The 20,921-nt window shown below is 48.1% G+C and carries 18 protein-coding genes and 2 pseudogenes; all 20 read left to right on the top strand.

Annotation, left to right across the window (positions count from 1 at the left end; translation table 11 throughout):
* The first annotated feature begins 1 nt into the window (after position 1).
* The 20 genes and pseudogenes from NTY76_03690 (at position 2) to NTY76_03595 (ending at position 20,920) form a co-directional block, all read left to right on the top strand.
* Positions 2 to 619, top strand: a complete 618-nt coding sequence (locus NTY76_03690; GenBank protein MCX5678192.1) for a hypothetical protein — start codon at positions 2 to 4, stop codon at positions 617 to 619.
* Positions 619 to 2,268, top strand: coding sequence for an alpha/beta fold hydrolase (locus NTY76_03685; protein MCX5678191.1), 1,650 nt, complete (start codon positions 619 to 621; stop codon positions 2,266 to 2,268). Before NTY76_03690 ends, NTY76_03685 begins: the two co-directional genes overlap by 1 nt.
* A 58-nt stretch (positions 2,269 to 2,326) precedes the next feature.
* Positions 2,327 to 2,722, top strand: a complete 396-nt coding sequence (locus tag NTY76_03680; GenBank protein MCX5678190.1) for a PilZ domain-containing protein — start codon at positions 2,327 to 2,329, stop codon at positions 2,720 to 2,722.
* Positions 2,709 to 3,059, top strand: a complete 351-nt coding sequence (locus NTY76_03675) for a hypothetical protein (GenBank protein ID MCX5678189.1) — start codon at positions 2,709 to 2,711, stop codon at positions 3,057 to 3,059. The genes NTY76_03680 and NTY76_03675 overlap by 14 nt, the downstream gene beginning before the upstream one ends.
* Before the next feature lie 17 nt (positions 3,060 to 3,076).
* Positions 3,077 to 3,442, top strand: a complete 366-nt coding sequence (locus NTY76_03670) for an aspartate 1-decarboxylase (GenBank protein MCX5678188.1) — start codon at positions 3,077 to 3,079, stop codon at positions 3,440 to 3,442.
* Complete coding sequence (gene def, locus NTY76_03665; protein MCX5678187.1) at positions 3,430 to 3,924, top strand: peptide deformylase; 495 nt, start codon at positions 3,430 to 3,432, stop codon at positions 3,922 to 3,924. Before NTY76_03670 ends, def begins: the two co-directional genes overlap by 13 nt.
* Positions 3,921 to 4,367, top strand: coding sequence for a GatB/YqeY domain-containing protein (locus NTY76_03660; protein ID MCX5678186.1), 447 nt, complete (start codon positions 3,921 to 3,923; stop codon positions 4,365 to 4,367). Before def ends, NTY76_03660 begins: the two co-directional genes overlap by 4 nt.
* Before the next feature lie 66 nt (positions 4,368 to 4,433).
* Positions 4,434 to 4,799, top strand: a complete 366-nt coding sequence (locus tag NTY76_03655) for a hypothetical protein (protein MCX5678185.1) — start codon at positions 4,434 to 4,436, stop codon at positions 4,797 to 4,799.
* A 109-nt stretch (positions 4,800 to 4,908) separates the two neighbouring features.
* Entirely contained in the window at positions 4,909 to 5,427 is a 519-nt protein-coding gene (locus tag NTY76_03650) for a M23 family metallopeptidase (protein ID MCX5678184.1), read from the top strand.
* 3 nt (positions 5,428 to 5,430) lie between these two features.
* Positions 5,431 to 6,393, top strand: a complete 963-nt coding sequence (locus NTY76_03645; protein ID MCX5678183.1) for a radical SAM protein — start codon at positions 5,431 to 5,433, stop codon at positions 6,391 to 6,393.
* Positions 6,390 to 6,887, top strand: a pseudogene (locus tag NTY76_03640) (GAF domain-containing protein). Before NTY76_03645 ends, NTY76_03640 begins: the two are co-directional and overlap by 4 nt.
* 21 nt (positions 6,888 to 6,908) lie before the next feature.
* A pseudogene (locus tag NTY76_03635) lies at positions 6,909 to 7,106 on the top strand (ANTAR domain-containing protein).
* Positions 7,107 to 7,303: 197 nt separating this feature from the next.
* Positions 7,304 to 8,977 carry an NAD+ synthase gene (locus NTY76_03630; GenBank protein MCX5678182.1) on the top strand — a complete coding sequence of 558 codons (1,674 nt, stop codon included), beginning with the start codon at positions 7,304 to 7,306 and terminating at the stop codon, positions 8,975 to 8,977.
* A 111-nt stretch (positions 8,978 to 9,088) separates the two neighbouring features.
* On the top strand, positions 9,089 to 9,619 hold the full coding sequence (locus tag NTY76_03625) for a sigma-70 family RNA polymerase sigma factor (protein ID MCX5678181.1): 531 nt from the start codon (positions 9,089 to 9,091) through the stop codon (positions 9,617 to 9,619).
* Between the two features lie 155 nt (positions 9,620 to 9,774).
* Entirely contained in the window at positions 9,775 to 10,470 is a 696-nt protein-coding gene (locus NTY76_03620) for a type 1 glutamine amidotransferase (GenBank protein MCX5678180.1), read from the top strand.
* Positions 10,467 to 10,844 carry a hypothetical protein gene (locus tag NTY76_03615; protein MCX5678179.1) on the top strand — a complete coding sequence of 126 codons (378 nt, stop codon included), beginning with the start codon at positions 10,467 to 10,469 and terminating at the stop codon, positions 10,842 to 10,844. Before NTY76_03620 ends, NTY76_03615 begins: the two co-directional genes overlap by 4 nt.
* Before the next feature lie 286 nt (positions 10,845 to 11,130).
* Positions 11,131 to 13,323, top strand: coding sequence for a glutamine synthetase III (locus tag NTY76_03610; GenBank protein ID MCX5678178.1), 2,193 nt, complete (start codon positions 11,131 to 11,133; stop codon positions 13,321 to 13,323).
* Between the two features lie 74 nt (positions 13,324 to 13,397).
* On the top strand, positions 13,398 to 17,930 hold the full coding sequence (gene gltB, locus NTY76_03605; GenBank protein MCX5678177.1) for a glutamate synthase large subunit: 4,533 nt from the start codon (positions 13,398 to 13,400) through the stop codon (positions 17,928 to 17,930).
* On the top strand, positions 17,923 to 19,368 hold the full coding sequence (locus tag NTY76_03600; protein ID MCX5678176.1) for a glutamate synthase subunit beta: 1,446 nt from the start codon (positions 17,923 to 17,925) through the stop codon (positions 19,366 to 19,368). Before gltB ends, NTY76_03600 begins: the two co-directional genes overlap by 8 nt.
* Before the next feature lie 115 nt (positions 19,369 to 19,483).
* Positions 19,484 to 20,920, top strand: a complete 1,437-nt coding sequence (locus NTY76_03595) for an NADH-quinone oxidoreductase subunit L (GenBank protein ID MCX5678175.1) — start codon at positions 19,484 to 19,486, stop codon at positions 20,918 to 20,920.
* The last annotated feature ends 1 nt before the right edge of the window (position 20,921 follow it).

Below are 20,921 nucleotides of genomic sequence, written 5' to 3'. Positions count from 1 at the left end.
AATGATAAAGAAAAAAAGCCTGATATTGACGCTTATCTCAAGCATCGTAATCTGCCTTGTGCTTGTCGTGAACCTGGCCGGCTACCTGATATACCTGGAGATGAAAGACGACGAACTTACGAAAACATATAAGATGGGTTTACAGAAGATTAACGCGAAAGTTTATTCCAAGCATATCGAAATTGCCAGGCTCGGTGCCAGCTTCAACGTTACAGGCCCTTTAAGCGGAGAAGCCGTCCTTGAAGGCATAATCAGGAACGACGGATACAGGGATATAACGGATATGCTGATAAAAGTAAAATTTTTGGACAAAGACGGAGCGGCGCTGTATGAAGTCGCGTTCCACCCCATGGAGCCCTCGCTGGGATCCTATGGAGTCTTCGCGCCTGCCCGACTGCAGGAGATACTCCATCCGGCAGGCGGGCCGGTTCCGATCTCTCACCTGTCTGACTCTTCAGCGTCGGTAATAAGGCCCGAAAGCTCCCTCCCCTTCAAAAAAATACTCACAAACTGCCCTGAAGAGATATTGTCGGAGTTGAAAGCAAATACTGGCTCCCCCGGAGGCAAGGGCAGGTGGACCGGGAAATTTGATTACGAAATCCTCTCCGTGAACTTTTAATGAAAAAAATATATATAGCGGTATTGATATTCCTGTCCCTGGGCTTGCTATTATTCATTGCTTCATTTTTCTATCTGGATAAAGTAAACCATAAGACGTTCTATTATCTGATCAAAACATCGGGGAGAGATTCCGGCACGATAAAGGTCGAGCGGTTCGTTACGGAAGATAAGATAATATACAAATCCGTCACAAGCCTGCCGTTTGAACCTGTGTATACGGAATACAGGTCGCGGATGGTCCTGGATAAGAATTACAATTTTGAAAGCTATACCAAGGAGAGGGTGTCGGGCCGCGTCACGGATACCCTATATCTTGAAAATTTTAAAAATCTGATATCCTTTGTTTCCAGGTATGAGTCAAGGTTCGCATGCGCGGAAAATATTCCGATAAGAAAAGAGACCTTTGTATTCGAAGAAGACTCTCCCGTAACGTATCTGCCCATAATAGAGAATTATAATTTTTCAAAAGGACGCTCGCAGGGATTTAACGCCATATCCTGTTTTAATACATGGAGCCTGCCCCCCATGAAGCGATTCATAACCCTCACATCCATTAATGACGAGTACCTGAAGATAGACTCGCGCAGGATAAAGACCGAAAACCTGCTATTGAAGATAAGAGATTACCCTCAGGGCGCTTTATGGGTAGGAAAATCGGACAGGGCCATTATGAAAATTGAAGTGCCCGCAAAAAATATGACCATAACAAGGACTTTCGGGCCAAAAATCATAAAAGCGGCGATCAGAACGATAAAACCGGACGGCTACATATCAAAAGACGTCTTTTTTAAATCAAAAGGCGCGGAGCTGTCGGGCACGCTGACATTTCCGTCAAAAGAAGGAAAGTACCCCGTTATCCTTTTCGCTCCTAGCGCCGGACCGCAGGACAGGGATTACCAGGGGCTTTTCGCGAGCCTTGCGGATCATCTTTCAAGGAACGGCTTTGTATGTCTGAGGTTCGATAAAAGAGGTGTAGGGTCCAGCGGCGGCGAGCTTTCATCGTCCACGGGTTCTGATGAAATCGAGGATATAGAGGCGGCTCTTCAGTGCCTTAAAGGCCAGAATATGGTCGATCCCAATGATGTGATGTTAATCGGTCATGCCAGCGGGTCTGTCCATGCGCTGAAAATAGCGGTAAAAGATAATAACATCAAAGGGCTCATCATGATGGCGCCATCGATATATACGAACCTGGATGAGCGCTCCAAGAGAGAAGAGCTTCAAAGAATGTCTCAAAAAACAAAATGGACAGATGACTATCTTAACCTGGTAATTCGTACTGTCCAGGAGACGCAAAACAAGGTCGCCGGTTCAAATGGCGACTGGATATACATACTCGGTAAAAAATGTTTTCTTGGCAATATAAAGGATGAACTTACGGGCAAACCGCCCGATATCACGGGAAACCCGGATCTAGCAGTCCTGATCCTGCAGGGCAAAGATACCGATGAGCTCTCAGCCGACGCGGGCCCGGCGCTCGACAAGATAATAGCGGATGCCGGCCATAGCAGGCATACATTGAAATATTACGCGTATTTAGGGCAATTTTTCGGGCAGAAAGTAAATGACGGCGCGCATCGGTATTATTACGATATAGATAAAGAGGTTCTTGAAAATATACGAAATTGGCTAAATGGTATTTTATAATTAAGTTGACGGCAGAAGTTCATATATGTTATATTTTTAACCCTGGAGGATTCTGGATATGGGAAAAACAAAAGATAGTTTTATTGAACGCCGGCGGTATGTCAGGTTAGATACGCCTATAGATATCTCATATACAGTGCCTGAGACAGGAAAGGTGCTTAATACAAATACCAAGAATATTTCGGCTGACGGCCTGAGGTTCGAAACGCTCAATAACGCGATAAAGGAATCGGATACTTTGGAGATCAAGATGGTGATACGAGACGCGCTAAGTCCCGTTCACGCTAAAGCAAAAGTTATCTGGAAGAGAAAGATCTCATTGGAAGATACAGCGCCATACGATTGCGGCCTGGAATTCACAGAAATAGAGGAAGATAACAAGAATACTTTTCTTAAATTTTTGTGCGATCTTATTTACACCATAAAGAAGGGACCAAGGAATGCGAAGATCTAATAACCCGGCGAAGAGCCTGTCTTTCATAATGATTATATCGGTGCTGCCCCTGCTATGCGGCTGCAGTACGCTGATGATCCCAAACCCCAATGAGATTATAAAAAAACCTCTGGGCACAGAATCGGTGAAGATCGGTATGACAAAAAATCAGGTTGAATCGATATGGGGAAAACCCGATCAGGTAACCACTGTTGAGAACAAAAAGAAATGGTCTTCGCCCAGAGAAGTATGGACATATAATGCCCAATATGGCGTGATACCGGTAGATGCCGGATATCTATCCAAAACCCAGAAATTGTATTTCGACGGTGAAAACCTTACCGAGATAACAGGCTGATTATAGGATGTCTTATCATGCTTAGGTTAATGTGCAAGTCGAAGATCCACCGCGCCACACTGACAAAGGTCGACCTTCATTACGAAGGCAGCATAGGCATAGACTCTCTGATCCTCAAGGCCGCGGATATCTATCCCGGAGAGATAGTGCAAGTGGTCAATATCAATAATGCCGCCAGATTTGAAACTTACGCTATCGAGGAGAAGGCCGGATCGGGAACCATCGGATTATATGGAGCGGCGGCGCATCTCGGAAATGCCGGAGACCTGGTAATCATACTCTCTTATGGATTCGTAGAGGATAAGAAGGCCTGCCACCTGAAGCTAAAACCCGTCTATGTAGACTCCAATAATAAGATCGTCAAACAGCCATGCAAGACCTGAAGATACGGAAATTTCCAGAAAGCATACTCAGGAAAAAGGCCGCCAAAGTAGGAAAGGTGACGGAAGACGAGAGATCGATACTATCCGAAATGGCAGATGTAATGTACCTGAGCCAGGGGGTGGGGCTCGCCGCGGTGCAGGTGGGCATAGATAAGCAGCTTGCGGTAATAGATATCGGAGAAGGTTTAATAAAGCTGGTCAATCCTGTAATCGTAAAAAAGGACGGCATCGAGGCGCAAGAAGAAGGATGCCTTAGTTGCCCCGGCCTTACCGTAAAGATAAAGCGCGCTAAAAAAGTGGTTGTTAACTTCCTGAATGAGAACGGCGACTTTATAGAGCTAAAGGCTGAGGGATTATTGGCAAGAGCGGTGCAGCATGAACTAGACCACCTATTAGGCAAGCTCATAATCGATTATTTGAGCCCGGTGAAGAAGCTGCTGGCCAGGAAGAAACTATCGCGAAAAAACGGAGTTGAACTATGAGCCTATACGAAAAGATAGAATCTGATATGAAAGCGGCCTTAAAGGAGAGTAATGCCCTCAAGCTCTCCGTATTAAGGATGCTGGTCGCCGCGGCGCGGCAGATACAGATTAACAAGAACAGTAAGTCCGTCACAGAGTCCGATATGCTGCAGGTCCTTCAGCGGCATATTAAACAACATAAAGAATCTATAGAGCAATTTAAGAACGGCAATAGACAAGATCTTGCGGATAAAGAGCTCTCTGAGCTCAAGATACTGGAAACCTATATGCCCGAACAGATGAGCGAAGAGGAGCTGAAGTCTATAATCAAAGCGGCGATCGCGGAGAGCGGGGCGAAGACCAAATCTGAGATGGGCAAAGTAATGAAGCTCGTTATGGAAAAGACGAAGGGCGCCTGTGACGGCAAGCTGATCAGCCAGCTGGTAATGGAATCTCTGCAATAATAAGTATTATTCTCTTGATAATTAATTTATACTGTAGTATATTAGTGCGATATGAAAGGAGGAAAAATGAATAAAAAAGTCGTTGTATGTCTTTGCATGGCATTCGTGATTTGTATTGCGCTGACAGCTGTTTCTAACGCTGCGGATGAGAATAAGGGAAATCAAGCCAAGAACTTCTGGCAGAAACTCTTCAATTATCCGGCAAACGTGACAAAGGAATCCGTGAACGTTGTCGCGGAGACCGCTAAGAGGGGAACGGCCGTGGTAACTGACGAAGTAAAGACCGTGGGACAGGTCACTTCGGGCGACACAGAAAAGGGTGGAGCCCTCGTTACCGAACCGGTAAAAGGCACCGCTGATACTGTGGCAAAAGCAGTGGAAGAGACCGCCAAGATCCCTACTGAAGCCAATAAAGCTGAAGCTACTAAATAAGAATATAAGCCTCACCGGTATAAATGAACAATGAGAAAAAGCCATATCGTCGAAATAATCGATATGGCTTTTTCTCACATAAAAGTATTCATCAAAGAATAGGCCCGGTATGAAATTATTTTTTTCGATCCTTATTACCGTTATCATAACGGCCGTTGCCACGATTTTTCTATATGAGCCGGCCTCTGTGCTGATCTTCAAAATCACCGAACCATCTTTCGGGAGCCCTATAAAGAGCCCGTCCGGTCATCTGGCGATAAGACATGACGTATTCGGAAGCGGCGATTTCGGCGCCAAGCGAAACGGCGGGCGGTCCCATTCGGGCGTAGATATATCCGCGGAGGTGGGCACTCCTGTATATGCATCGAAGAGCGGAATAGTCTTCCGCGGGAACATTCCTACCGGATACGGCAAGTATGTGCTCCTCTATCACCCGGACGGAACTCAAACAATGTACGGCCACCTCTCGAACTGGGCCGTCAATACCGGCAAGAAGGTGCATAAGGGAGAATTGATAGGCTTTGTAGGCAAAACAGGCAACGCCGCTAATAAAAACATACAGCCGCACCTGCACTTCGAGATAAGGGCGGATGGCGACCCTGTGGACCCTGCCGAAGCTATACGATAGCAGATGAGCCCGCAAAAAATAACCTTAGTAAAAAAAGCCAATATAGCATTAAAAGATTCTCTTAAAAACTGCGCTGTCTGCCCGCGCAAGTGCGGAGTCGACAGGACCGCCGGTAAATCGGGATACTGCAGGGCGCTGTATAACCCGATCGTATATAGCCATTTATCCCACCACGGCGAAGAGCCGCCGATCTCAGGGACCAAAGGGTCCGGCACCATATTCTTTTCCCACTGTAATATGAAGTGCGTCTATTGCCAGAATTATTACTTCAGCCAGCTGGATAAAGGGGAGGAGGTCACTATGGAAAAGCTGGCCGATATAATGCTGGCTCTACAAGCCAAGGGTTGCCATAATATTAATTTGGTGACACCGACTCATTACATCCCGCAGATACTCATGTCTCTGGAGATAGCGCTGGAAAGAGGCTTGGAGATACCGATCGTCTATAATACAAGCGGTTACGAACTCGCGGAAACTATAAAGCTTCTGGATGGAATAATCGACATATATCTGCCGGATATGAGATATTCCGACAACGAAATGGCAAAGAAATATTCGGATGCCGATAGGTATGTAGAGTTTAACAGAACGGCCGTGAAAGAGATGCGCCGTCAGGTTGGAGATCTTGAGATTGATAAAAACGGCATAGCAAGAAGAGGGCTCATCATACGCCTCCTGGCGCTGCCAAATGATGTATCCGGGATTGAAGATACATTGAGATTCGCAAAGAAAGAGCTGGGCCGTAACGTTTACTTGAGCATAATGAGCCAATACTATCCGACCTTCAAAGCCTGCGGCTTTAGCGATATATCGCGAGGAATAACACCTGAGGAGTATAAGAATGTAGTTGACGAGGCACATCTTTTAGAGTTAAATAATGGATGGCTGCAGGAGGCCCCTGCAAATGCCGATCCCAGGTTCATGGGAACAAACATCAAACAAGAAAGAAAAAACGGAATAGCATGATAAAAAAATCCAATAAAAGGACTATATCTCACGCGAAACAATTAGAGGCAATCTCTAAGGTCAGTAAGACCATAACCTCCAACCTGTACCTAGAAGATATATTGAAACTGATAGTCACGGTGACGGCGGAGATAATGGACTCAAAGATATGTTCACTTATGTTAATAGACGAAAAGACCGGCAACCTGGTACTGAAGGCCACCCAGTCAATGAGCGAAATCTACAATAAAAAACCGCATCTTAAAATAGGCGAGGGTATCGCAGGCAAAGTCGCTCTCGAGAATAAGCCAATATCGGTCTACGATCTGTCAAGGGAGCCGGAGTACAGATCGAAGGCTATAGCTGAAAAAGAGAGCCTGAAATCGCTTCTCTCTGTGCCGCTTGCCGTAAAAGGCAAAGTTATAGGCGTGCTTAACAGTTACACATCCTACCCGCATAAATTCACAAAAGATGAAATCAACATACTGACCACCGTCGCGAGCCAGGCATCGATCGTAATAGAGAACTCGGAGCTCATGGTAAAGACGAGGGTCATACAGGAAGAACTTGAATCACGCAAAGCTATAGAGAGGGCAAAGGGCATCTTGATGCGGCAGCAGGGATTATCCGAGGAGGAAGCATTCCGTAAAATACAGCGGCAGAGCATGGACATTAGAAAATCTATGCGGGAGATAGCGGAAGCTATCATCCTCATCGATAATATGCAAAAGTGACAGGTTAGGAATTCTAATATTTAGTGATTTATATTGACATAAACACAATCCATGGTATACTGGGTATGAAGATCAAAAGACAAGGATGTCTTCCCGCACGAATTGCAGGAAGATTTTTTATTTATCAAGACTAAGACGTCCAAATCCTACGAAGGGAAATGGGCGTTTTTTATTTATTACCATAAGGCGGCCTGATAATGAAAAATATTAGGGTAGCTATAGCGCAGATCAATTGTACGGTGGGTGACCTGGAAAACAACGCCTTAAAGATCATCGATTATATCCGAAAGGCTAAGGCCGCAGGGGCGGATATAGTCGCCTTCCCCGAGCTTGCCATAACCGGCTATCCGCCCGAGGATCTACTGCTTAAGCCAAAATTCATCTCCGACAATATCGACATGATGAAGAAGGTGGCGAAGTCAGTAAATGATATCGTAGTTGTGGTCGGTTTCGTCGGCCGGGAAGGTAAGGACATTTACAATTCCGCGGCCGTCATGCATAAAGGCATCGTTAAGGGACTATATCACAAGATGATACTGCCTAACTACGGTGTATTTGACGAGAAGCGCTATTTCAATACCGGCAGTGTGCCGCAAATTTTCAGGATCGACGATATCGGGTTCGGCGTTAATATATGCGAGGATATCTGGCATAAAGAAGGACCGCTATTGCAAGAGGCCTCTTTAGGGGCAAAGCTGATAATAAATATTAACTCATCGCCCTATCACGCCGGTAAGATATTGGAGAGAGAGGAGATAGCGAAACGCGGCGCTAAGGCCAATAATGTGTACATAGTTTACGCGAACCTTGTCGGTGGACAGGATGAGATCGTATTCGACGGGCAGAGCATGGTCATCGACCCGCAAGGGAAAGTCATAGCGAGGGCCGAGGCCTTTAAAGAGGACCTGCTTGTTACGGATATAGAGATAGAGACAAAGGGCGCCGAAATAGCCGAAAACGCGGTAATCGTATCGAATAAATTAAGCGAAAAATCAAAACCGGCGCTAACGCGGAAAGAGATAAGCCCTCTGGGTGAGACCGCAGAGATTTACCAGGCTCTCCTCCTGGGGCTTAAGGACTATACGGCAAAGAACGGCTTCACTAAAGTTATCATAGGATTAAGCGGCGGGATAGATTCTTCGCTCGTGGTGGTATTAGCGTCGGACGCTCTGGGGAAAGAGAATGTGACGGGCGTATTCATGTCCACAAGGTACTCTTCCCAGCAATCAGAACACGACGCGAGGAAGGTGGCCTCTAATCTCGGTATAAATTACACCGCTATCTCGATAGACCACATATATAAACTATATCTGATCGCGTTCGAGCCGCTCTTCGCCGGCGCCGCGCGGGACGTAACCGAAGAAAATGTGCAGGCGCGCATCAGGGGCAACATTTTGATGGCGCTTTCGAACAAATTCGGATGGCTGGTGCTTACAACAGGCAATAAATCCGAGATGAGCACCGGTTATGCGACGCTCTATGGCGATATGGCGGGCGGACTGGCAATCATAAAGGATGTGCCGAAAACACTGGTTTATATATTGGCTAAATACAGAAACAGTATTTCGAGGGTGATTCCGGCCTCGGTCATGACCAAGGAACCTACCGCCGAACTCAGGCATGATCAGAAAGATAGAGATACGCTGCCGCCATACGATATACTGGACCCTATAATTAAAGCATATGTGGAAGAAGACAAGAGCCTGGGCGAGATCGCGGAGCTCGGTTTCGATGAAGAGGTGGTCGCAAAGGTAATAAATATGGTGGATAAGAGCGAGTATAAGAGGAGGCAATCTCCTCCCGGAATAAAGATAACGCCGAAAGCTCTTGGTAAAGACAGGAGAATGCCGATCACGAATAAGTATAAATAGGAAGCTTGCAGCCATATCTCATAGCTGAGAAATAGCCGTAAAGAGCGAGGAAGCCCTTTTAGCGCATTAGAGCGCGCAAAAGGGCTTTTTTATTTGATCGAGGTGATCTATATGTATAAAAATTTTGAAGATATGTTAAAGAGGCTGTCGCCGCGCTTACGCGGGATAGCGCACAGGCTTAACGGGCGCTTCACGTTCTTCAATGACGATGACCTATTCCAAGAGGCGCTCGCTCATTTATGGGTAACGTTTGCCAATGGCAGCCTTTCCGGCAAGACGGATAGCTACATACTCCAAGGATGCTACTTTTACCTTAAGAACTATATTCGCACAGCGGTCGATAAGGCGGCCTTTACAAGTTTTAACGAATTTTCGGAAAATGATGACACTTCTCTCGAAAATCTGATACCGGATAATTCGCAAAATATAGCAAAAGATGTCGACGAGAGGCTGTTGAGAGAATCCGCAGGAGAGAATATGGATGCGCGGGAAAGGGAAGTGCTAGAGCTCTCGTATGACGGGCTTACGGTAAGAGAGATCGGCAAACGGCTCAACATCTCTCACGTGATGGTGGTCAAGATCCGTTCCCGGCTTAAGAGTAAAATAAGGCTCTTAAGGAACAATATCGGTTACCAAAATTGAACTGTTAGTACTTGTAACATTGTATAGTTTTTAGGCACGTCGCAGTGCTTAGTTAAGCATGATTAAAGCGAACATAGGCGTTCGAGTCTGGTTAATGCGGTTGACCGGCTTGAACACCTTTTGCGTACAGTAGATCTAACGGAAATTGTTGTCATATGCGCACAATACTGGTCGTCAAGCATGAGAAGATAGAAGGCGCAGGTACGCTCGAAGAACACTTGATCGCAACAGGCCGTCCTTTCAGGGTCGTCGAACCGGGGGAGACGGGCAAACTTCCCGCTCTCGACGATTGTAAGGCGATCGTATCTCTCGGCGGGCCGATGAACGTCTATGAAGAAGAACGCTATCCGTTTTTGGCCCTCGAGGATGAATTTTTAAGAGGCGCGATCGAGCATGAAATACCGACCCTTGGGATATGCCTTGGCGCGCAGTTGTTGGTCAAATGCATGGGCGCCAAAGTGCTCAAGGCCGATGAAATAGAGATTGGCTGGCATCCGGTGCGCCTCGCTAAAGAGGCAGATTCAGATCCCTTTTTTAGCGGCCTGCCGCATCTGGTCGAAACATTTCACTGGCATGAAGATATGTTCGATATTCCGCGGAATGGAACTTCGCTCGCCTATTCCGAGATATGCCCGAACCAGGCAGCCCGCATAGGTGAATGCGCGTGGGCAATTCAATTCCATCCCGAGATGACAATGCGGATGATCGAAGAATGGTGCGAAGCATCTCCGTTTAAAGTCGATAAGAACGGGTTTCTCGAACGATATAGACGGATAGAAAAGGCCTATAAAAAACACGCGGCGCTGCTGTACGGCAATTTTATTAGGATCGCCGACGAAAGGGGGATATGATAACTATCACGGCGTCAAGTTGTGAAAAGAAAGTAAGCGGACTTTTAGCGCAATTGCTGAAAGAAAAAGGGTATCTGATATCAGGAAGCGTTGGTAACGGCGTAATTCACGCTCATAAAGATGATGACGCAGTTTCAATCGATTCCCTGGAAGAAAAAATCATCGAAATGGAGGGCCTGCTGTATGAAGAAAAGCGCGGCGCGATCTATAAAGCGATACTGGAAAAGATCGAGAGACCGCTTATCGAACGCGCCCTGAAGAGAACCGACGGCAACCAACTGAAGGCCGCGCGAATATTGGGCATAAACCGAAATACGATGCGGGTGAAGATAAAAAGGCTGGGCATCAATGCAGGCAAATGGAAAATAGCATAACGCTATTAATGTGCTTGCACAATCACGGAGAGTGTGGTACGATTTTCGGGCACAGAGAAGTGCCAATAACAGCAGATAAAATAAAATGATAAGAACATCGACGTTCGAGGCGACCCGATATTTTCTTTAAGAGATAAAGGGGAGAAACGAACGTTTTTTATTTACACTTTAAAGGCCGATGTCAGAGACATCGGCACTTAGTCTACAATACGGCTTAATAAACTTGGCCGATATCAAGGATATCGGCACTCAGCCTGTAATATGGATGAATAAACTTGGAGGAATTATGGCAATCAGACAGAAAGCATTATTCAGAGTAAAAGGTCCTGAGCTCGAAAAGGTAGCGATTCCTAAGAAGGTATCCTCGTATTTCGGAGAGAACACTTTCAATGTGGAGTCCATGAAGAAATATATCTCCGAAAGCACGTTCAAGGCGTTTAAACGCTGGATGACGGAAGGCGTAACGATAACGATCGAGCAGGCGAACGAGATCGCCGATAAGATGAAAGACTGGGCGATCTCTAAAGGCGCAACCTACTACACGCATTGGTTCCAGCCGATGACCGGGCTCACGGCGGAAAAGCACGACAGCTTCATATCGATAACCTCACCGGGGGTGGTGATAGAGAAGTTCTCCGGTAATAAACTTATCCAGGGCGAGCCGGACGCAAGTTCCTTCCCATCAGGCGGTATCCGCGCCACATTTGAGGCCCGCGGATATACGGCATGGGACCCTTCGAGCCCGGCATTCATCATAGAAGCAGCTCTCGGCAAGACTCTCTGCATACCGACCATCTTCATCTCCTATAATGGCGAAGCCCTTGACAAAAAATTGCCGCTTCTGCGTTCGGATGAAGCGCTCAGTAAAGCCGCCGTAAATTTATTGAAGCTTTTCGGGCACAAGGACGTGAAAAAGGTGGTATCTACCTGCGGGCCGGAGCAGGAATATTTTCTGATCGATAAGAATTACTATAACCTGAGGCCGGACCTTATAATGACCGGACGCACGCTCGTTGGAGCGTCGTCTCCGAAAGGGCAGCAGCTGGAAGACCAGTATTTCGGCGCTATCAAAGAACGCGTGGTGAACTACATGTTTGAAGTGGCTGAAGAGGCCTACAAGCTCGGCATACCTGTGATGACCAGGCACAATGAGGTAGCGCCGCATCAATATGAGTTCGCGCCTGTATTCGAGGAATCGAATATAGCAACGGACCACAACCTGCTCTTGATGGAGATCATGAAGAAAGTGGCATTACGGCATAATCTGGTATGTCTCTTGCATGAAAAACCGTTCGCGGGGATCAATGGCAGCGGCAAACACTTGAATTGGTCGCTTGCCGATGATAAGGGTAATAACCTTCTCAACCCAGGTGACACGCCGGAAGACAATCTGCAGTTTCTGGCGGTGCTGGTGGCGGTATTGCGGGCGGTATATCTACACGCGGATCTCTTAAGGGCAAGCGTCGCCCTTGCGGGTAACGAGCACAGGTTAGGCGCGAACGAAGCGCCCCCGGCGATCATAAGCGTATATCTCGGTGACCAGCTGAACGCCATTCTCAATATGATAGAGAAGGGCTCGAAGAATAAGGTCTCAAAAAGGGACATCATAGATCTGGGCGTGGCAAGGCTGCCCAGATTCAATAAGGATACGACCGACAGAAACCGCACTTCGCCCTTCGCGTTTACCGGGGCAAAATTCGAGTTTAGGGCTGTCGGGTCGTCCCAGAACATATCTACGCCGGCTACGATGGTGAATACTATTATTGCCGATTCGCTTGATTACGTAGCTGAGGAGATAAGAAAAGCTTCGAGCGGCAAAGATTTCAATACAGCGGCCTTGCGCGTGATCGCCAAAATAGCTAAAGAGACCAAAGATATCCGTTTCGAGGGAAACAATTATGCCGAGGAATGGCTGAAGGAGGCCAAGAAAAGAGGCCTCCCCAATGTCGCTTCGACATGCGAAGCCCTGAAGGCGCTCGCGGATAAAAAGAATATCGCCTTATTCGAGAAATACAAAGTCTTCTCGGCCGAAGAGATAATCGCGCGCTACCATATATGGGTGCATACCTATGATACGATGATCGAGATCGAGGCAAACACCCTGAATGAGATGGTGAATTCAACCGTTGTTCCTGCCAGTATGGAATACGAAGAGATGCTGGCGGACAATCTATTAAAGGTAGTTCGATTGAAGAAAGATGCCGCTCTAAAGGTAGACGAAGCGGCACTTAAAGACCAGAAAGAGCATCTGGCGGAGGTCGTAGCTAAGATATACTATGTACGGCGCAATACCGCCGCGCTGGTAAAACTGCTCGAAAAGGCAAACACGATAGGCCATGAGAAAAAGGCCAAGCTTTATTTCAATGAGCTGAAGCCTTTGATGGAGCACATACGAAAGCATGTCGACGATCTGGAGAGGGTAGTGCCGGACGAGCACTGGGATCTGCCGAAATACAGAGAGATGCTTTTTATTAAGTAGGGCTAAGATAACAGATAAAAACGCCTTTCTTCTTCAGGAAGGCGTTTTTATCATAATTAAATTAGGATCAGTTTATGCAGTATAAACATTTACCACCCGCGCAAGGATTGTACGATCCGCGTTTCGAGCATGATGCGTGCGGGGTGGGATTTGTCTGTAATATTAAAGGCAAGTCGTCAAATACGATAGTGAAGCAAGGACTCGAGGTCTTAAACCGCCTCGCTCATCGAGGCGCAACGGGGGCGGACCCCAAGACAGGCGACGGCGCCGGGATATTGATCCAGATCCCTCATGAATTCTTCAAGAAGTCCTGCCTAGCTTGCAATATAGAACTGCCGTCAAGAGGCAGTTACGGCACAGGGCTCGTATTCCTTCCTACGGATAAGGCCGCAGGCACATTCTGTAAAGAGCTTTTCAGAAAAGTTATCAAGGAAGAGGGCCAGACACTGCTTGGCTGGAGAAAGGTGCCCGTAGATAATTCCGATATCGGGCATACGGCAAAAGAGACGGAACCCGGGATCGAGCAGGTATTTATTGCGAAAAATGAAAAGATCAAAGACATCCTCGAGTTTGAACGCAAGCTTTATATTATAAGAAAAAGGGTCGAGAATTCTGTGCGTTCTTCGGCCATCGCGCAGAGATCTTTTTTCTATATCACAAATCTATCGTCCAGAACATTTTCTTATAAAGGGCTGTTAATGCCCAACCAGGTTGAAAATTTTTTTCCGGACTTGAAAAGCCCGCTCGTTAAGAGCGCCATCTGCCTCGTCCATTCCCGATACAGCACCAACACTTTCCCGACATGGGACCTGTCGCAGCCATTCAGGTTCCTCGCCCACAACGGAGAGATCAATACGCTGCGCGGCAATATAAACTGGATGAAGGCGAGAGAGAAACTGCTGGAAAGCGAGCTATTCGGTAAAGACATAAAGAAGCTATATCCCGTAATAGTCCCCGGTGGCAGCGACTCAGCTACAATCGATAATGTCTTTGAGCTGCTGGTACTCTCCGGGAGATCTCTTCCTCACGCGATGATGATGCTGATCCCGAGCGCATGGGAAGGGAATGCCCTTATGAGCAGGAGCCATGTCGATTTCTATAAATATCATTCCTGCCTGATGGAGCCGTGGGATGGCCCGGCCGCAATGGCCTTCACCGATGGAACGAGCATCGGCGCGCTCCTAGACAGGAACGGGCTGAGGCCTGCGCGGTATATAGTCACCAAGAAAGAGATCGTCGTGATGGCATCGGAGGTCGGTGTCCTAGATATAGCTCCTGCGGACATTCTTATCTCCGGCAGGTTGGAACCCGGCAAGATACTCTTCATTGATACCGAAAAAGGGAGGATCGTCAATGACGGGGAAATTAAGGAAGAGATGGCCGGGAGGAAACCTTACGGGAAATGGCTTAAATCAAATCTCGTGGAACTTGCCGACGTTACAAACATTAAAAAACCGAAGAGATATAAAGAACCCCTTCTTAAAACGCTAAAGGCCTTCGGCTATACGCGAGATGATATGAAATTTATTTTAAAACCGATGTCTGAGGAAGGAAAGGAGCCCGTCGGCTCAATGGGGAATGACACACCTCACGCTATTCTTTCCAATAAACCCCAGCTTCTCTTCACTTATTTTAAACAACTCTTCGCGCAGGTAACGAACCCCGCGATAGATCCGATAAGAGAAGAATGCGTGATGAGTCTGGAAAGCTTTATCGGCCCTCAGAGAAATATCCTGAGCGAAACGCCGGAACATTGCCATAAGCTTCATATCAAAGAACCGATATTGACGGATGAGGGCCTTGAGAAGATCCGCAATATCAGGCAGAACGGTTTCCGCACGAAGACGATACCGCTTCTATTTAACCCTTCGAACGAAAAGAATTTTGTCAAAACTATCGATAAGGTATGCAAAGAAGCTGAAAGCGCCATAAAGAACGGATACAGCTTTATTATCCTGAGCGACAGAGGGGTCGATAAAGATAATGCGGCGCTGCCTTCATTATTGGCCGCCGGGGCGGTGCATCACCATTTAGTGAGAAAATTCCTCAGGACTCAAATAGGCATTATCATAGAAAGCGGTGAACCAAGAGAGGTGCACCATTTCGCGCTTCTATTCGGCTACGGAGCGGACTGCGTAAACCCATACCTGTCATATGAGGCCATAAGGAACATGGCGCAGAACTCAGAGATAACTATAAACGCCAAGAAAGCCTTGAAAAATTACCGTAAGGCGCTGTATCACGGCATACTCAAGGTGCTTTCGAAGATGGGCATCTCGACACTGCAGAGCTATAGAGGCTCCCAGATATTCGAAGCGATTGGGTTAAATAATGAAATAATCGATAAATGCTTCTCAGGAACTGTTTCGCGTATAGGCGGCGCCGGTTTCGGTGAAATCGCCAGAGAGACGCTTCTGAAGCACGGAGAGGCGTATCCTGCGTTCATTGTTAATGCTCCATATCTTAGCCCCGGAGGCGCATACCAGTGGAAGAGGGACGGTGAATTCCATCTGTGGAACCCGGATACGATCGCGGCCTTGCAGGACGCGACTAGAAAAAACGATTATAAAAAATACAGCGAATTCGCCGCTCTGGTAAATAACCAATCGGGCAATCCGACGACATTGAGAAGCCTTCTTAAATTTAAATATTCCGGCAAACCTATTCCAATCGAAGAGGTCGAGCCCGCTGAGGTTATATTCAAGCGATTCGCGACCGGCGCAATGAGTTTCGGATCGATCTCAAAAGCGGCGCACGAGACCCTCGCCATCGCGATGAACAGGATAGGCGGAAAGTCGAATACCGGTGAAGGCGGAGAGGATCCGGCACGGTTTATTCCACTGCCAAACGGCGACTCTACCAGAAGCGCAATAAAGCAGGTCGCTTCCGGCAGGTTCGGGGTCACTACTAATTACCTGGTCAACGCGGACGAGCTTCAGATAAAGATAGCACAGGGCGCCAAGCCCGGCGAAGGCGGGCAATTGCCAGGACATAAGGTGAGCGCGATTATCGCCCGTACACGGTACACGACGCCGGGCGTGACGTTGATATCGCCGCCGCCGCACCACGACATCTATTCCATTGAAGACCTGGCGCAATTGATCTTCGACTTAAAGAACGTGAATCCGCGCGCCCGCATAAGCGTTAAACTGGTTTCAGAAGTGGGTGTAGGTACCGTAGCTGCCGGCGTCGCAAAAGGCCATGCCGATATGATACTCATCTCCGGAGGCGACGGCGGAACAGGCGCGTCGCCTTTAGGCTCCATAAAACATGCAGGCGCGCCATGGGAGCTCGGCCTGTCAGAAACACACCAGACGCTTGTGCTCAACGACCTCCGGAGCCGCGTGAGACTGCAGACGGATGGACAGATGAGAACAGGGAGGGACGTAGCTATCGCGGCGCTCTTAGGCGCGGAGGAATACGGATTCTGCACCGCCGCATTGATAATATCCGGATGTGTAATGCTGAGACACTGCCACCTGAATAACTGTTCGGTCGGAGTGGCGACGCAGGACGAGATACTGGAAAGAAAGTTTCAGGGCCGCCCTGAATATGTGATCAATTTCTTCCATTTCGTCGCGGGCGAATTACGCGAAATAATGGCGTCCCTCGGCATCAGGACAATCGATGAAATGATAGGCCGGACAGATCTCCTGGAAGTCAATAATGATATCCTGCCGCCTAAGGCAAAAAACATAGACTTTTCCAAAATATTATTCAAGCCTGACTCACCGGAAAGAGTATCGACCCATTGCACAATAAAGCAGGACCATGGAATCGATAAAATTCTCGATCTAGAGCTGAACGATATGCTGGAAGACGCTATTAAAAAAGGCACGAAGGCCAGGATAGAAATGAATATTAAAAATATAAACAGGACCACAGGGGCGGCCTTGAGCGGCAGGCTCTGCGGAATCCACGGTGAGCAGGGCCTGCCGGAAGATACCCTTCGCTGTAAATTTAAAGGCACGGCGGGCCAAAGCTTTGGAGCATGGCTGGCCTCAGGCATCACCTTCGAGCTTGAAGGCATGGCAAACGACTATGTGGGTAAGGGGATCTCGGGCGGCAAAATAATTATTTATCCGGACAGGAACACCGATTACGTACCGGAAGAAAATATCATAATAGGGAATACCGCTTTCTATGGAGCGATAACCGGCGAGGCCTATATCAGGGGAGTCGCGGGCGAGAGGTTCTGTATACGAAACTCGGGCCTATTGACGGTAGTAGAAGGCCTGGGCGATCACGGCTGCGAATATATGACGGGCGGTAAGGTGGTCGTGCTCGGCAGGACCGGCCGCAATTTCGGCGCGGGCATGTCGGGAGGCATGGCCTACGTATATGATATCGATGGGGATTTTAAAAATAAATGCAACATGGAAATGGTCGTCCTGGAAAAGATCAATAAGGAGGATGAGATAGCCTTAAAGGGACTCCTGGCCAATCATTATAGATACTCAAAGAGCACGCTGGCGAAGGGGATACTTGAAAACTTCAAATCAGCCAGCCGCCATTTCGTGAAAGTAATGCCGATGGAATACAAACGCATCCTGAACGCTTCCAGGGTAGAGGCGAAGACTGATCTCTCGGAGGCATCCGATGGGTGATCCAAAGGGCTTCCTTAAGGTCCGGCGCCAAGCCGGCATATACCGGCCCGTATGCGAGCGCATAGCGGACTATAAAGAGGTCTCCATCCCAAGGCCTGAAGGATTATCAAAAGAGCAGGCATCCCGATGCATGGACTGCGGCACGCCATTCTGCCATTGGGGCTGTCCCGTTGGAAATTATATCCCGGAATGGAACGACTTGATGTTCCGCGGAAAATGGAAAAAAGCCATCGAACTCCTGCACGCGACCAATAACTTTCCCGAGTTCACCGGGCGTATATGTCCGGCGATGTGCGAATATGCCTGCGTGCTCGGCATAAATGATGAACCCGTAACGATACGGGAGAACGAGCTTTCCATTATCGAAAATGCTTTCAAGGCGGGCCTGATAAAAGCGAACCCTCCCAAAAAACGCACTCGAAAAGCAGTGGCCGTCGTAGGCTCAGGCCCGGCAGGGCTTGCCGCCGCCGATCAGTTAAACAAGGCCGGCCATACTGTCACGATATTTGAAAAGTACGATAAGGCGGGGGGTATCCTGCGTTATGGTATACCGGATTTTAAATTAGCTAAATCCCTGCTCGATCGGCGCATCGGCATATTAAAGAAAGAGGGGATAAAATTCCTAATGGATACCGATGTCGGCGTAACGTTTCCGACCTCAAAACTTATTAAGGATTTCGACGCGATATGCCTCTCTCTCGGAAGCCGGGTTCCTCGGGATCTTAAGATAGAGGGGAGGGGACTCGCGGGAATACACTTCGCGATGGATTACCTGATACGGTCCAATAAAAGAACCTCCTCTAAAGAGAAGCCATCTGATAATTCACTGAATGCGGAAGGTAAGAAAGTCCTTGTGGTCGGAGGCGGCGATACCGGCGCGGACTGCGTCGGCACAGCTCACAGGCAGGGTGCTTCATGCGTGATGCAGATAGAGGTCCTGCCCAAACCCGCCGATTGCCGGACGCCGGACTTTCCGTGGCCAAAATATCCTGCGATATTAAAGACCTCGACCAGCCATGAAGAAGGCGGTCTTCGCAGCTGGGCAGTGTCGACCAAAAAGTTTATTGGCGATTCCGGGCAGGTAAAGAAAGTTGCTTGCGCAAAATTAGACTTTTCTGAAAAAGACACTAAAGGCTGTCCGCTGATGAAGGAGACCCCCGGGAGCGGGTTTGAAATAGACGCGGATCTCGTAATACTTGCGATCGGCTTCGTTCATCCGGAGCATCGGGGGCTTCTTAAGGAGCTTGGCGTAGAGTTAGACGGCCGCGGAAATATCAAGACCGGCCCGGATTACATGACATCGCTAAAGAACGTATTCGCGGCCGGGGACACCAGGCGGGGACAGTCGCTCGTAGTCTGGGCCATCTCCGAAGGCCGCAGAGCCGCCCACTGCATCGATAAATATCTCATGGGCTCGACCAATCTGCCGGTAATATAACTGATTTTTCTTGAAATGTTATTTACTTTATGCTATCTTACTACAACTAAAGCCCGCCTCGCAAGCAGTAGCAGGGCTTAATTTTTTTGTACCATAATTAAAAATAACGGATTCTATGACAAATAACAGCCTGTTATTAACTGCGGTCTTCGTGCCGGTAATAGGGGCATGCCTGCTACCGATCATCGGAAAGGTTTCCGAGCACGCCAGGAATGGGGCGGCGGCGATCTTTGTCCTGGCATCGCTGGTGGCTTCGGCGCTCTTGGTGCCGACCGTATTGTCCGGGACTACAGTCACCGTCTCTTGCGCGTTTCCGCTCGGTTTCAACTTCGTCCTCACAGCGGACGCTCTAGCAGTATTCATGGCGATAGTTTCATCGCTTATAAGCTTCATCATAGTCATCTATTCATTCGGCTATATAAGCCATTACCCGAATCGCACCGAATACTATACTATGGTCGTGCTTTTCATAGGTTCGATGATGGGCCTCGTATTTTCCGCAAATCTGATATTACTATATATCTTCTGGGAGATAACCGCGCTGACCAGCTGGCGCTTGATAGGCTTTTTCAGGGAAAGATCATACGTGATAAAGGCGGATAAGGCATTCCTCGTAACGGTATTCGGAGCCCTGCTGATGCTTATGGGCTTCATCTTATTGTACGCCGAAACAGGCTCATTCGATCTTGCCGTTATAAAGAGCTCGCTGGGCCCGAAGGCCGTTCCCGACATAGTAGTGCTCCTGATATTATTCGGAATCCTGGCAAAATCGGCAACTCTGCCGTTCCACACATGGCTGCCTGACGCCGGCGTCGCGCCATCGCCAGTAACGGCGCTTCTACATGCGGCGGTCCTCGTAAAGATCGGCGTCTATGTGTTTGCCAGGTTATTCATCGCGACATTCACGATCTCGACTATATGGCACACCATAGTACCGGTCATAGCGGCAATGAGCGCCCTTGTTTCCGCGGGCGCCGCGCTGGTCGAAACGGACATGAAGCGAATAATAGCGTATTCGACCGTGAGCCAGATAGCATTTATATTCCTCGGCCTCACATTAGGGGGCGGAATAGGGTTAGCCGGCGCTCTCTTATATATATTAATGCACGGCATAGCGAAGGCGGGGCTCTTCCTCTCCGCGGGTATAATCGAACACGGCACACACACTAAGGACATAACAAAGATGGGCGGGCTTTTCAGCGCGATGCCTTTAACCGCGATCTCATTTCTGTTCTGCGCTTTTTCAGTAATGGGCACGCCGCCATTCGGCGGGTTCTTCTCGAAGTATATGGTCATGTCGGGCGCATTCAACGATAATGTATGGATAGCTCTTACGTTTCTGGTTGGGGCCTTTATGACAATACTCTATCTGTTCAGGCTATTCAATATGGTATTCATGGGTGATGAGAATACCCCGGCCGCGAGGGAAGGTTCCTATATAATGGTGGCCAGCGTCGCAGTCCTTGGAATACTCTCACTGCTGGGCGGTATATATATTCAATATCCGGCCTCATTCGTACAAACAACGATCAAACAGATGTTAGGCATATAAT

The organism is Candidatus Omnitrophota bacterium (assembly GCA_026387175.1).
In the GTDB taxonomy this organism is placed as follows: Bacteria; Omnitrophota; Gorgyraeia; order 2-01-FULL-45-10; family 2-01-FULL-45-10; genus CAIMPC01.
This window is presented reverse-complemented; position numbering and strand designations above follow the sequence as displayed.